The organism is Mycetocola zhujimingii, from assembly GCF_003065425.1.
Taxonomy (GTDB): Bacteria; Actinomycetota; Actinomycetes; order Actinomycetales; family Microbacteriaceae; genus Mycetocola_A; species Mycetocola_A zhujimingii.
The window spans coordinates 2,783,060-2,795,390 of sequence record NZ_CP026949.1; the positions used below are offsets into that span (position 1 = coordinate 2,783,060).

At 65.4% G+C, this 12,331-nt stretch carries 11 protein-coding genes and 1 tRNA gene; 6 read left to right on the plus strand and 6 right to left on the minus strand.

The annotated features are described in order from the left end of the window. Window positions 1-42 precede the first annotated feature (42 nt). On the plus strand, window positions 43-840 hold the full coding sequence (locus C3E77_RS13275) for an isocitrate lyase/PEP mutase family protein (protein WP_108392194.1): 798 nt from the start codon (window positions 43-45) through the stop codon (window positions 838-840). A gap of 89 nt (window positions 841-929) precedes the next feature. On the opposite strand, the gene C3E77_RS13280 is transcribed toward C3E77_RS13275, so the two are convergent. After that, complete coding sequence (locus C3E77_RS13280) at window positions 930-1,448, minus strand: hypothetical protein (protein WP_108392196.1); 519 nt, start codon at window positions 1,446-1,448, stop codon at window positions 930-932. A gap of 18 nt (window positions 1,449-1,466) precedes the next feature. Continuing rightward, the gene (gene dcd / locus C3E77_RS13285; protein ID WP_108392198.1) at window positions 1,467-2,072 is read right to left on the minus strand and encodes a dCTP deaminase; all 606 of its coding nucleotides are present in this window, start codon (window positions 2,070-2,072) and stop codon (window positions 1,467-1,469) included. Between the two features lie 58 nt (window positions 2,073-2,130). Between dcd and C3E77_RS13290 the strand changes: the two genes are divergently transcribed. The 3 genes from C3E77_RS13290 to C3E77_RS13300 all read left to right on the plus strand — a co-directional run bounded on the left by C3E77_RS13290 (window position 2,131) and on the right by C3E77_RS13300 (window position 6,123). Next, window positions 2,131-2,204: transfer RNA gene (locus C3E77_RS13290), tRNA-Gly, on the plus strand. 109 nt (window positions 2,205-2,313) lie between these two features. Beyond that, window positions 2,314-4,191, plus strand: a complete 1,878-nt coding sequence (locus tag C3E77_RS13295) for an FUSC family protein (RefSeq protein ID WP_108392200.1) — start codon at window positions 2,314-2,316, stop codon at window positions 4,189-4,191. A 33-nt stretch (window positions 4,192-4,224) separates the two neighbouring features. Then, window positions 4,225-6,123, plus strand: a complete 1,899-nt coding sequence (locus tag C3E77_RS13300) for a heavy metal translocating P-type ATPase (RefSeq protein WP_108392202.1) — start codon at window positions 4,225-4,227, stop codon at window positions 6,121-6,123. A gap of 47 nt (window positions 6,124-6,170) precedes the next feature. Here C3E77_RS13300 and C3E77_RS13305 read toward each other — a convergent pair whose 3' ends face one another. Then, on the minus strand, window positions 6,171-7,061 hold the full coding sequence (locus tag C3E77_RS13305; RefSeq protein ID WP_108392204.1) for an alpha/beta fold hydrolase: 891 nt from the start codon (window positions 7,059-7,061) through the stop codon (window positions 6,171-6,173). Between the two features lie 84 nt (window positions 7,062-7,145). Between C3E77_RS13305 and C3E77_RS13310 the strand changes: the two genes are divergently transcribed. After that, entirely contained in the window at window positions 7,146-7,628 is a 483-nt protein-coding gene (locus C3E77_RS13310) for a MarR family winged helix-turn-helix transcriptional regulator (protein ID WP_108392206.1), read from the plus strand. A 60-nt stretch (window positions 7,629-7,688) separates the two neighbouring features. Here the strand turns inward: C3E77_RS13310 and C3E77_RS13315 are convergent, their stop codons facing one another. Beyond that, the gene (locus C3E77_RS13315) at window positions 7,689-8,255 is read right to left on the minus strand and encodes a chloramphenicol phosphotransferase CPT family protein (RefSeq protein WP_108392208.1); all 567 of its coding nucleotides are present in this window, start codon (window positions 8,253-8,255) and stop codon (window positions 7,689-7,691) included. Between the two features lie 59 nt (window positions 8,256-8,314). Between C3E77_RS13315 and C3E77_RS13320 the strand changes: the two genes are divergently transcribed. Beyond that, window positions 8,315-10,243, plus strand: coding sequence for a dipeptidyl-peptidase 5 (locus tag C3E77_RS13320; protein ID WP_108392210.1), 1,929 nt, complete (start codon window positions 8,315-8,317; stop codon window positions 10,241-10,243). Between the two features lie 53 nt (window positions 10,244-10,296). On the opposite strand, the gene C3E77_RS13325 is transcribed toward C3E77_RS13320, so the two are convergent. Together C3E77_RS13325 and C3E77_RS13330 are read right to left on the minus strand one after the other, a co-directional pair. After that, complete coding sequence (locus C3E77_RS13325; RefSeq protein WP_198412154.1) at window positions 10,297-11,481, minus strand: MFS transporter; 1,185 nt, start codon at window positions 11,479-11,481, stop codon at window positions 10,297-10,299. A gap of 76 nt (window positions 11,482-11,557) precedes the next feature. Further along, window positions 11,558-12,244, minus strand: coding sequence for an SDR family NAD(P)-dependent oxidoreductase (locus tag C3E77_RS13330; RefSeq protein ID WP_108392212.1), 687 nt, complete (start codon window positions 12,242-12,244; stop codon window positions 11,558-11,560). Window positions 12,245-12,331 lie beyond the last annotated feature (87 nt).

A 12,331-nucleotide genomic window follows, 5' to 3' on the forward strand; every position in this document is an offset into this window, starting at 1 on the left:
CATGGGTGGCGCCGAGGCATCCGACCTGTCCAGACTGGGGAGATGACGACTCAACTCGAGAAAGCCGAACTGCTCAACCGCCTCCACGCCCCGGGCGACCCGCTCATCGTGACGAACGTCTGGGATGCCATCACCGCGAAGATCGTCTCAGAAGCCCCGGGAGTGCGTGCCCTCGCGAGCGCGTCGCACTCGGTCTCGTTCGCACGTGGCGTGCCCGACAACGAGGGACTCACCGTCGACGCAGCGATCGAGGCCGCCCGCATCATCGCCGGTGCCGTCGACCTGCCGCTCTCGGTCGATTTCGAGAAGGGCTACGCACCGGATGCCGTCGGCGTCGGTGACAACGTCCGTCGCCTGATCGAAGAATCCGGTGCCGTCGGCATCAACATCGAGGATTCCCTCGAAGCGGCCAACGGTCCGCAGCGCAACATCGACGACTCGGTCGCACGCGTAGCCGCTGCCCGCGATGCCGGGAACGCGACGGGCATCCCGCTCGTGATCAATGCCCGCGTCGACACGCTCGCCGGCGGCGGAAGCTGGGAGGAAGCGGTCACGCGGGCAAACGCCTACCTCGACGCGGGGGCCGACGTGATCTTCTTCCTCGGGTTGAGCGATGAGGATCGCGTGAAGCGCGCGCTGGACGAGGTGAACGGCCGCATCTCCACAATCGGTGGGCTCGGCGGCATCCCGCTCAAGCGGCTCGCCGAGCTGGGCATCTCCCGCGTCAGCTTCGGCCCGCAGACCCTCGGCCTCACCCTTGCTGCATTGCAGCGTGCGGCGACGACGCTCACGGCGCTCGGGGACTACCCCGAGGACCTCAGCTTCCGGTTCGAACTGTAGCGGGCGCCCAACTCATCAGTTCCGGCCGAGAACATCAGGCGCAACTGGCGTTCTCGGCCGCAAGTGACGCTCTCGCGGCGAGGCCTGCGTCAGCTGACGCGAATGCCCTCGTTGTGTTCATTGAGCACCCAGGTGGTGCCTTCGTCTTCCGAAACGAAGCTCTCCCACTGGTAGGAGTGATCGGTGATCTTCGAGAAGTTCCAGCGGATCAGCAGCCCGTCGTTGCGGGTTCCGTCCTGGCGGATGCCGTCGCGCTTGTGCGCGGTGGCAACGAGGTGGGCGTATTCGCCGCGCTCCGGCTCGAAGTAGCTCACACGCCAGGCACCCATGTCGCGGTCGTAGACCCGGACCGCCGTGGCGATCGTTTCGAAGCCACCATCGGTCGGCGTGAGTGCGACATCCTGAACGGCTTTCCCGTCGAGAATGAACCCGACCACCCAGACGAAGTCCGACTCATGCCAGTTCCCTGTGGCCTCATCCATGCGGCGTGAGTGCACGTTCCAGCGACCGACGAGGCGACCGAAGCGGGACATCCGGTTCGGGTATCTCTCGGTGGCGGCATCCGATATGAGTGCGTCAGCGAACGACAGGTCGATGGGGTCACTCATGGCGGTGGCCTTTCTTGCCTAGCTGCCGGCGCTGCCCGCGTCGATGAGGCCGACGTCGGTGCGGTGGAAGTTCTTGAACGAGCGGGATGCCGTTGGGCCGCGCTGACCCTGATAGCGGGAACTGTACGCGGCTGACCCGTATGGGTTCTCAGCCGGGGAGGTCAGCCGGAAGAAGCAGAGCTGGCCGATCTTCATGCCGGGCCAGAGCTTGATCGGGAGGGTCGCGACGTTGGACAGCTCGAGGGTCACGTGGCCGGAGAATCCCGGGTCGATGAAGCCGGCTGTCGAGTGCGTCAGCAGGCCGAGGCGGCCGAGTGAGCTCTTACCCTCGAGCCGGGCAGCGATGTCATCGGCGAGGGTGACCTGTTCGAACGTTGCGCCGAGCACGAATTCACCGGGGTGCAGGATGAACGGTTCGTCTGGCTTCGTCTCGATGAGGTGGGTGAGCTCCGGCTGGTCTTCGGCCGGGTCGATGTAGGGGTACTTGTGGTTGTCGAACAGCCTGAAGTAGCGGTCGAGGCGCACGTCGATGCTCGAAGGCTGGATCATCTCGGAGTGGGACGGTTCAAGACCGATGCGTCCGGATGCCAGCTCTGCCTTGATGTCGCGATCGGAGAGAAGCACGAGGCCAGTTTATCTGGCACGTCTTGCTAAGATTGCGAACGTCGCCGTACGGCGTCATGCGGATGTAGTTCAATGGTAGAACTTCAGCTTCCCAAGCTGATAGCGCGGGTTCGATTCCCGTCATCCGCTCCATCAGGCCCCGGAGTGACCCGCCCGTTCCATCTGTGGGCGACGGGCACGCGACCGACGCCAAGGACCTCGGCCTCTGCCACCTCCCACACCTCCTCTTTACCGTCGAGGAATGAACGCGTCACGCAACAACACTCGAGGCGGGCCAGCGCAGGGTGCCGGTGGCCCCGAGGGATCCACACGCCCCAAAGCCAGGCACCCCAAGGGCAGCCCGGTAGTGATCATCCTCATGATCATCGTGGTCCTTCCCTCCGTGCTCCTCGCCGATGCGTGGGGAGCCGGTGCGGCTGGGATCATCGGCGGCCTGACGGGTATGTTCTCGCTGGTGGTCTTTATGGGCGGCCCTCTGAGGCCTGACCTCCGCGTGATCGCGGTAATGGGACCGCTTCTGGTCTTCGCCGCGGTCGTTCCGCGCCTCGTGGCTGAGGCCTCTCGCCCCGCGGCGATTGCGCTCGTCGTGGTGCTCATTTTCGTGGCCTCATTGCTTCCGCTGATTGGCCCCCGCTTCGCCAACGCCGGCATGGGATTGGGAATGACCACGGTGTTCGGTTACGGCTACGCTCCAGCCGGCGGAGCCGACCACCGACAGGTGATCGTTGCCGCCGTCGCCGGCGTCGCCGTTGCTCTGCTACTGCGGGTTCTGATGGGAATCTCGGACCCGTCGAAGCCGACCAGGGAGCAGGTCGCCGATGTGCTCGTTGCCGATGATCCCGGCGCCGCCACCGCCACCGCGTTCGGCACCTGGCTGAGCGACGGCAGGCAGCGATGGCTGGCGGACGCGCTCGAGGGGGCCTCCCGCTACCGTCTGGCCATGCACACCGCAGAGTTGTCCGACGCGGGCGGTTCGGCCGACACCGAGATTCGAGCCCGTGCCCACACGCTGGCCGAGCAGCTGAAGTCCAAGCCAGGACGGAAAAACAATCCGGTCACGACCTCGTCGTCTTCGTCGGCGTCGGTCGCCACCGGCTCACCCCTCGCCGAGGCCACAAGCGCCCTGGACGTCGTTGAGCAGGCAATGCGGGATCATGACACCTCACCGGTCACGCTCGATCGCGACCGACGCCACCAACTTCAGGACGCAGTGCTGCATCCGTCCGCGAGGCTGCGGTCCATTCAGGTCAGGCACGCGTTGCGCACCGCGCTCGCAATTCTTCTCATGCTGCTGATCACGTCGCGCCTCGAGCGCGGTGATCCGCTGGTCTCCACCGTCCTTTTGGCCACTTTCGGCATCATGCAGGCCAGCTGGAACGACACCGCCACCAAGGCGAGGAACAAGATCATCGGTCTGGTCGCGGGCTCGCTCACCGTCGCGTTGGTCCTGCTGTTCGTCCCGTCCCGCTACCTCACCCTCGTCGCAGTGGTCGCGCTGTGCCTGGGGCTGTGGTTCATCGCCACCCGTCCCGCGCTTGGCAATGCTTTCATGGTGATCGTCAGCGTCGGCTTCAATTCAGTGACCCGCGACCTGAACCCGGTGAACCTTCTGGCGCAATACGTCGGACTCACAGCGGCAGCGGTGCTCATCGGATGGGTCCTCGGCTTCATGGTTATCCCCGCTTTCCGACCAGCGCCCCTGCGACAACGGATCGAGACAGCGACCGAGGCCACCGCCGCAGCCATCCGTGCCTCCTCGAACGGCACCGGCCCACCCGGGCCGGAAGTACTCGCCCTGTTCCGGGACGCAACACGGATGCAGGACGAGCTCGTGCCCGACCGCGACCGGCTCGATGACAGGCAGCTCCAGGAACTGGACACGCTGCGTTCAGGGTTGCGGGATCTGACCGCGCTGGCCGATGCCACTCAGTTGACCACCGGCGAGCTGGATGACGTGCTCCAGGCGCTGAGTCCCGATGACCGGGGCACCCGGGACAAACTGGGCGGCACTGCCCCTGAGACCTCCGGCGCGGCATCCTCCTCGACTCTGTGGGGCCTGGCCCAGCAGACCGGCTCAGCCGAACGAGACCTGCTGCGGACGCTGCCGGTCAGCGCCTGAGAACACTCGCCCGGTGAGGAGAAACGCTCGCCCATGTCTCGGATTCTGGATCTCGCACGGCGATATTGGCCGGTCACACTCACGATCATTGTGGGCGTCGCCGGTCTGGCGCTGGCATTGCTGGGCTCGGGCTGGCTCGTGCAGTGGCTGTTCAGCGTGTACTCATTGGCGATCGCTGCGTGGCAGGCCGTCGGCATGGTGCGGGCACTGTTGCGTCGAGAATTTGGTCTTGACGTCTTAGCCATCACCGCGATCGTTTCTACGGTCATCGTCGGCGAGTACATCGCAGCTCTGGTCGTTGTTCTGATGCTGACGGGTGGCGAAGCGTTGGAGGATTTCGCGAACGCGCGGGCCAAACGCGAACTGGATGCGCTCCTCGATCGGGCGCCTCAACTCGCCCACCGATCCGTTGCGGGCGAGTACCAGGATTTGCCGGTCAATGAGGTGCAGGTCGGCGACGTGCTGCTCGTGCGGCCGTCGGAGATCGTGCCGGTTGACGGCGTGTTGCTCTCTGCCGGGGCCACTCTTGACCAATCCTCCATTACCGGCGAAAGCACCCCCGTAGAGAAAGTGGCCGGCGACACGGTGCCGAGCGGCGCCGTGAACGGGCAGGAGGCTGTGGCGATCCGGGCGACGGCGACAGCGTCGGCCAGCCAATATCAGCAGATCGTCGCCCTGGTCGCTCATGCAGCCGAGAGCAAGGCACCGGTTGTCCGGCTCGCCGACCGGTTCGCTATACCCTTCACCCTCTTCTCACTTGCCCTCGCAGCGGTCGCCTGGTGGCTCAGTGGCGATCCGGTCCGTTTTGCTGAGGTGCTCGTGCTTGCCACCCCGTGCCCGTTGCTGATCGCGGCGCCGGTGGCATTCATCGGCGGCATGAGCCGGGCTGCGCGCAACGGCGTCATCGTGAAAAGCGGTGGAGTTCTCGAACAACTCGCATCCGCTCAGACTGCTGTGTTCGACAAGACCGGCACACTCACCTATGGAGTGCCGGCTCTCTCGGAAATACGGGCGGAGCATCCGTTCACGGAGGACGAAGTACTGACTTTTGCCGCGAGCGCCGAGCAGTATTCGTCGCATGTGCTCGCAGCGGCGATGATCTCTGCCGCCCAGGAGCGGGGACTCCACCTGCTCGAGGCGGAGTCAGCGCGAGAAGCGGTCACGAATGGCGTGGTTGCCCGAATCCAGGGGCGCGACGTGGTGGTCGGCAAGTTCGCGTTCGTCGCCCAACACGCCCCGAATGCCCGGCGCACGGAGATAGCGCCAGGCGAACTGGCTATCTATATCGCCATCGGCGGGCTGTACGCCGGAGCGTTGCTGGCGAGGGACCACCTGCGAGCCAATGCGAAGGCCACACTCCAACGGCTCGACACATTGGGAGTGAAACGGTCGATGATGCTGACCGGCGACGCTGCGGAAACAGCACAGCACGTCGCTTCTGAGCTGGGCATCACCCGGGTTCGCGCCGAGTGCCTTCCGGCTGACAAAGTCACCGAAGTGAGCAACGTCAGGGAGCGTCCGGTGATCATGGTCGGCGACGGTGTCAACGACGCTCCCGTGCTCGCAGCGGCGGACGTCGGCATCGCAATGGGCGCCAAGGGCGCGACAGCGGCGAGCGAATCCGCGGATGCCGTAATCCTCGTTGACGACATCTCCCGCGTCGCGCTCGCTGTCAGGATCGGACGCGACACCGTTCAGATTGCGCTGCAGAGCATCTGGCTGGGCATCGCCATCTCCGTCGTGTTGATGACCATCGCCGCTTTCGGCTTGATCCCCGCGACCGTGGGTGCCGTGACCCAGGAACTTGTCGATCTGACGACCATCCTCGCTGCCTTGCGAGCGATCGGGGGTCGCCTCGACAAGCGGGAACAGGAGGCAGACACCGCGGGTGTAGCCCAGAGTGCGGGAACGAACGCGCCGATCACCCGCTGACCCGGTTCGTGGGTTCGCCGATGCGTGTCCACCCGGGCGCACCGTTCCTACCGGTCCTCCCCTCGTTCAATGAAGTCCAGAACGACGGATGCCAGTTTCGCGGGTGCTTCCTGGGCAACCAGATGACCGACGCCCTCGAGGTGCACAGCAGTGAACTCTCCAGCGGCCACCGGACGGAAGGACTGTTCCGTGAACGGATGATTGGCGCCATCGACGACGAGGACGGGGAGGCGCAAGGGCTGCGCCTCGGCGAGCGCCCTCGTCTCTCCCTGATCCGTGAACAGGGAACGGTAGAGGCCCTCCGTACCGCGCCAGGCGCTCGGTCGCGAGTAGGTGCGGATGAATTCGTCGAGATCCTCGGCGCGGATCGCACCGGCTGTGCCGTTCATCATCGGGTAAGCCCAGTCTTCCAGGAGCTCGCGCTCGTGCCCCGGCAGGAGCATCGAAGGGATGCCTGGGGCGCCAAGGAATCCGACATGCCACGAACCGAAGGCGTTGACGTCCGCGAGCGCCTCGAGCCCGAACCCGGCAAGGGAGGATTCGACCGCTGTGAAGCTCAACACCTCGTCAGGGTGGGAGGCAGCGAACCGGAACGCCACGCCTCCACTGATGTCCTGAGCGAGAAGGTGCACGGGACCAGCTCCCAGATGGTTGACGAGCTGGTGGAGGTCCGAGGCTAAGGCCTGCTCGCTGTAATCGGTGTCGGCATTACTCGAGTCGCCGAATCCGCGCAGGTCGAGAGCGTATACGCGGTGGGACTCCGCAAGCAGCGGGATCAAACCCCTGAACGCCCACCACGTCTCAGGCCAGCCGTGCACGAGCAGGATGGGCGAACCGGAGGTCCCGGCGGTGACGTAGTGCAGCTCAGTGCCGTTGATTTGAGCTCGATGGTGGGCGACGCCGGGGATGGTTGTGCCGATGGCCGCAATGGCAGACATGAGTCCTCCTTAATAGACAATCATGTTGTCCATAAACGATAGACAACTAGATTGTCTATTACAACCCTGACTTAGACTTCCCCTATGTCTCGGAAGGGTGGCGACCTAGCGCTGCTGATGCTTGCGGGGTTCCGCACCCTCGCCGACAGGGCCACCGCCGAACTGGCGCGCCGAGGCCACGATGACTTCCGACCGGTGCACGACTTCGCGCTTCACTCGATCCTTTCCGGCGCCGAAAACGCGTCGGAACTGGGCCGGGCGATGTCGGTAACAAAGCAGGCTGCGGCCCGCACGATCGCTGTCCTGGAAGAACGGGGCTACGTCGCCAGGGAGCCCGACGAGGCGGATCGCCGGAAGATGCGCCTGCGGGTCACCGAGCGCGGGACAGCTCTTCTGCGCGAGGGCGAAGCCGTCTTCGATGAGATGCGGGATGAGCTCGAGAAGCAGGTGGGCGCAGAATCACTCGCCAAAACGGAAGCGACACTGCGCGCGCTCGTTGGCGACAACGCAATTCGCCTCGACTCCCCCGGCTGGGCCGCCGATGTCGACTCCAGCGGTCGCTCCTGACCGTCGATCTGAGAACGTCCGGCTCTGACAGGCCGGCTCATGCCGATGAACGGCCCATGCCTATGCACGGTACGGCGCCTGCACTCCGAGTTGTGTCGCAATTTCCCAGGCGCATTCCTCGGCCGGGCGGTCTGTCGTGTCCACCTCGAGGTCGTAGCTCACGCCGACATGCACGCTCAGGGCCTGTTGCCGCGCCATTCCCTCTGCCCGGTCAGACCGCCGCGCTTCGCGGGATGCAGCAACATCGGGCGCACAACGGACACCCACCCACAACATCCCGGTGTTGCCAAACGTCGAACGCAGACTCTCCTGCCCGGCACCCCCTGAGAGAAAAACTTCGTCGAGGATCATGTGCGCCCCAGCGGCCGTCATCGCACTGAGGCCGGCGTACCAGCTTCGCTCGAGAGTGCGATACTCGGCGCTGAAGGTAATCATGCCGTCGTGCTCATAGGTGATCCCGGCTCGCGGGCTGTCGCCCCGACCCGGGAGTGCGTCGATAAACGTGTCGACGCCGAAGGTCAACCAGACGCCGGGCAGGATTTCCTGAAGCGCTCTCGCGATCGACGATTTACCTGAACTGGATCCGCCGTTCAGCACGATCACTGTGGGGTTGCGACTGGCAGACATTCTCCGAGGGTAGCCAAATTGGCTGCCCGCTGACACACACGGGCTGGCATGATGTCGCCATGACGACAATCGCTCCGTACGGATCCTGGCGCTCACCGATCTCCGCTCATGATCTCGCCGAGAGCGGGCACGCCGTGAGTGAGGGCACATGGGTGGGCGACGACGTGTGGTGGCTCGAACTGCGCCCGAGCGAGGGCGGCCGGTTCGCTGTCCGCACGACGGGTGACAATGGCGACCCCATCGACGTCCTGCCGGAGCCGTGGAATGCCCGGACCCGCGTGCATGAGTACGGCGGTGGAGCGTGGGCGGCTGACGACGACGGCACTCTCGTGTTCGCCGAGTTCACGGATCAGCGACTGTATCGCCTGGATCGTGGCAGCCGCAGTCCTGTACCGCTCACGAGCGCGGATTCCGGATTCCGCTTCGCAGATCTCACGTGGCGTGACGGCGAAATCATCGCCGTGCGCGAGACCCACTCGGGCGACCTCGTTGAAAGAGACATCGTCGCGGTGCCGGTGGACGGCACTGCCGATGGCAACAACGAGGCGATCCGCTCCATCGTTTCGGGTTCACACTTCCTCGCCTATCCGCGGTTCTCCCCCGACGGCACACGCCTCGCCTGGGTCGCGTGGGATCACCCGCAAATGCCATGGGACGGGACCGAGTTGCGCGTCGGCGACCTCGATCGAGCGGGCCAGGTCGGCGAATGGCGCACGCTCGCGGGTTCACCGACAGAGTCTCTTCTTCAGCCCGAATGGCGGGATGACGACCACCTGACGATCATCACCGACCGATCCGGGTGGTGGAATCTTGCCGAGGTCGATCTCCAGGGAGAGGTCACTCCGCTGCACCCGGACGAGGCCGAATACGGCGACGCACTCTGGTTCGTCGGGCTGGCCTGGTATCGGCTGCTGGCGGATGGCCGCATCCTTGCCTCCCGAACACTCGGCCAGAGCGAACTCGTCATCATCGATCCAGCGACGGGCGCCAGCTCGGTCGTGGCACAGCCGCTCACCCATATCGTCCTGGGACCCGTCCGCGGCACCAGCGTGCTGCTCGCCGGAGGCAGCGCGAAGGACGCACCCGGACTTCGCCGTCTCGACCTCGAGTCGGGAGAGATCACGGTGGTTCGGCTCTCGGTCGATTCACTTCCGGATGCCGGATACCTCCCCATCGCCGAATCCCGGACGTTCGCGGGAGACCGGGAGGTGCACGCCATCGTGTATCCGCCCCGGAACGTGGACTTCGTTGCTCCGGATGACGAATTGCCACCATTCGTCGCCTTCGTGCACGGTGGACCAACCACGCGGGCACCATTCGTCGTGAACCCCGCGATCGCCTATTTCACCAGCCGCGGTATCGGCGTGGTCGACGTCAACTACGGCGGATCGACCGGATACGGGCGGGAGTATCGGGAGCGGCTGCGCGGGCAGTGGGGCATCGTCGACGTGGAAGACACCGTCGCCACCGTGCTTGGACTCGCAGACGCCGGACTCGCCGATCGGGATCGCCTCGGGATCCGAGGGGGTTCGGCGGGCGGCTGGACGGTGCTCGCCGCCTTGACGAGTTCGGACGTGTTCGCGGCGGGTACCTCGTATTTCGGCGTGGCCGAGCTGACCCAGTTCGCCAGGGACACGCACGACTTCGAGTCCCGCTACCTCGACGGGCTCATCGGCCCGCTTCCGGAAGCGGCCGACCTTTACCAGTCGCGGGCACCGCTCAACCGGGTGGATAACCTCTCCACCCCTGTCCTTCTGCTTCAGGGCCTCGACGACCCGATCGTTCCGCCATCGCAGGCAGAGCTATTCCGCGATGCTCTGGCACGGAAGGGCATCCCCCACGCATACATCGCCTTCGAGGGAGAGTCACACGGCTTCCGTCGCGCGAGCACGATCGTGAGCGCGACGGAAGCCGAGTTGTCGTTCTACGGTCAGGTGATGGGGTTCGACCCGGTCGGCGTACCGCCGCTCGAACTCGTCAGCGAGTAGGTCCGCCCGCTCGCTTCCACACCAGCACCCGGATGCCGTTCGGCTGAGAACCGTCAGCGCTGCTGACGCAGGGTCACGAGCACGACGGCGCCGGCGATCGCCGAAATGCCGCCGATCAACAGCGGTGCGGTAGCTGCGACATCATCGACGAGGATTCCCCCGACGATCGCACCGACGGCGATCGCAATGTTGCACACGGTCACGATCACTCCGCCGATCTGCTCAAGACGGGTCGGCTGAGTTCGGGCACCCCACGTGAGCACCGCGGTCGGAAGGCCACCGAAACCGAAGCCCCACAGCGCAGCCGCGATGAACAGCGCCACGGTCGAACCGCCGGTCGCGAGCATGACAAGCATCCCGATCCCGAGGACCGTCGGAAACAGGAAGACGGCCGCTCGGAGTGCACGGTCGGCCAGTGGGCCGCTGACAGCCGTGCCGAGGAAGTTGGCGATTCCGAACACGAGCAGAAGCAGGGCGAGTCCGCCGGCATCGATGTCGGATACGCTCTCGGCAGCCGGCCGGATGTATGTGAAGCCACTGAAGTGCCCGCCGAAAGCGAGCAGCACCGCGAACAGTCCGATGAGAACGGCACGGGAGCGGAGTGTCGCTCCGAGCGCACGAATTCCGCTTCCGACCGTAGGCGTGACGTGCGGCAGTGTTGCCGCCTGAACGATCAGCGCCAGTGCCGCAACAACGGCACCGAGGATGAACACTCCCCGCCATCCCCACAGCTCCCCGAGCCACGCGCCCAGGGGCACCGCGGCAACGGTTGCGACAGACACTCCAGCGTTGACGACGGTAAGCGCACGCCCGAGGTGGTCCGCGTGAACCAGCTGCGCGGCGACCGCGGTGGCCATTGCCCAGAAGCCGCCGAGTGCGACGCCCAGCAGGAGCCGGGACGAGAGAAGCACGAGGAGGTTCGGTGCCAGTGCGACGGCGAGGTTGGAGATGATGGCGAGCAGCGTGAGGCCGATCATGACGCGGCGCCGGTCGGCATGCGGCAGCACCACCGAGATGAAGAGGGCCGAGAGTGCGGCCGCGAGCGCGGTCACGGTGACGCTCTGCCCCGCTGCGCCGACCGTCACCCCAAGATCGCCGGCGATTCGCGGCAGCAGGCTCGCCGGCAGGAACTCCGACATGACGATCGCGAAGATCCCCAGTCCGAGCGAGACGACGCCGGCCCAGGAGCCGGGCTTATGGTCGGTCGATGTGTCGATCGACGAGGTTGCGTTGGTCACGATTCAGTTCCTTCGATGGTTCGATTGTTCGATGTGGTCAGGCGCGCCTGGGCACGGGGAGGGAGGATGCGTGCTCTCACCAGTGAAGGTGCCCGTCTTCGTCCTGGAACGTCCCCGTCGGACCGTCGGGGGCGAGGGCCGCCAGACGCACGACGGTTTGGGCGCTCTGGGCTGGCGGCCTTCCGCCGTCGAACGCCGCCGTCATGTCTGTGGCGGTGTACCCCGGTTCGAGTGCGTTGAACTTGATGTCGGGGTGCGACTTGGCGTACTGGACGGTGAGCATGGTGGCCGCCGCCTTGGAGGCGGCATAGAGGAGATTCCTCAGTTGCGATTCGACCCGGTCGGGATTGTTGACCGCCCAGAACGACCCTGCGCTGCTTGAGACGGTAACCACCGTCGGGTTGGATGATTTCTTCAGCAGCGGGAGCGCTGCTTCCGTGACGCGCACGACGCCCACCGCGTTTGTGTCGAATGCTCGCAGCGCCATCGGGCCGTCGATGTCTCCAAACTCCTGAATTCCCGCGTTGTTCACGAGGATGTCCAGCTGGCCCTCGACATCCCCGATGGTTCCAAGCGCCTTCGCTACCGACAGGTCCTCGGTCACATCGAGCTGCACAAATCGCGCACCGAGCGACGCGGCAGCCTCCCCACCCCGCTCAGCGTCGCGCGCGCCGATGTACACGAGGTGTCCCAACTCCACCAGTTGTCTGGCGGTCTCATAACCGATGCCCCTGTTTGCCCCGGTAACCAGTGCGACGCTCATGCGTCTCCTCTCGAAATAAGTGGCCCGATCGAGCCGTTAAGGACGCTATGAGCAGCGAACACCCCCAACCAGCACCCTCTCCAGCCG

What these genes read in the sequence shown, in the direction of transcription:
- C3E77_RS13310 (WP_108392206.1), top strand. Translation starts at nt 7,146, where the DNA reads ATGTCTCGGAAGGGTGGCGACCTAGCGCTGCTGATGCTTGCGGGGTTC.
- C3E77_RS13315 (WP_108392208.1), bottom strand. Translation starts at nt 8,255, where the DNA reads ATGTCTGCCAGTCGCAACCCCACAGTGATCGTGCTGAACGGCGGATCC.
- C3E77_RS13275 (WP_108392194.1), top strand. Translation starts at nt 43, where the DNA reads ATGACGACTCAACTCGAGAAAGCCGAACTGCTCAACCGCCTCCACGCC.
- C3E77_RS13300 (WP_108392202.1), top strand. Translation starts at nt 4,225, where the DNA reads ATGTCTCGGATTCTGGATCTCGCACGGCGATATTGGCCGGTCACACTC.
- C3E77_RS13330 (WP_108392212.1), bottom strand. Translation starts at nt 12,244, where the DNA reads ATGAGCGTCGCACTGGTTACCGGGGCAAACAGGGGCATCGGTTATGAG.
- C3E77_RS13295 (WP_108392200.1), top strand. Translation starts at nt 2,314, where the DNA reads ATGAACGCGTCACGCAACAACACTCGAGGCGGGCCAGCGCAGGGTGCC.
- C3E77_RS13305 (WP_108392204.1), bottom strand. Translation starts at nt 7,061, where the DNA reads ATGTCTGCCATTGCGGCCATCGGCACAACCATCCCCGGCGTCGCCCAC.
- C3E77_RS13280 (WP_108392196.1), bottom strand. Translation starts at nt 1,448, where the DNA reads ATGAGTGACCCCATCGACCTGTCGTTCGCTGACGCACTCATATCGGAT.
- C3E77_RS13320 (WP_108392210.1), top strand. Translation starts at nt 8,315, where the DNA reads ATGACGACAATCGCTCCGTACGGATCCTGGCGCTCACCGATCTCCGCT.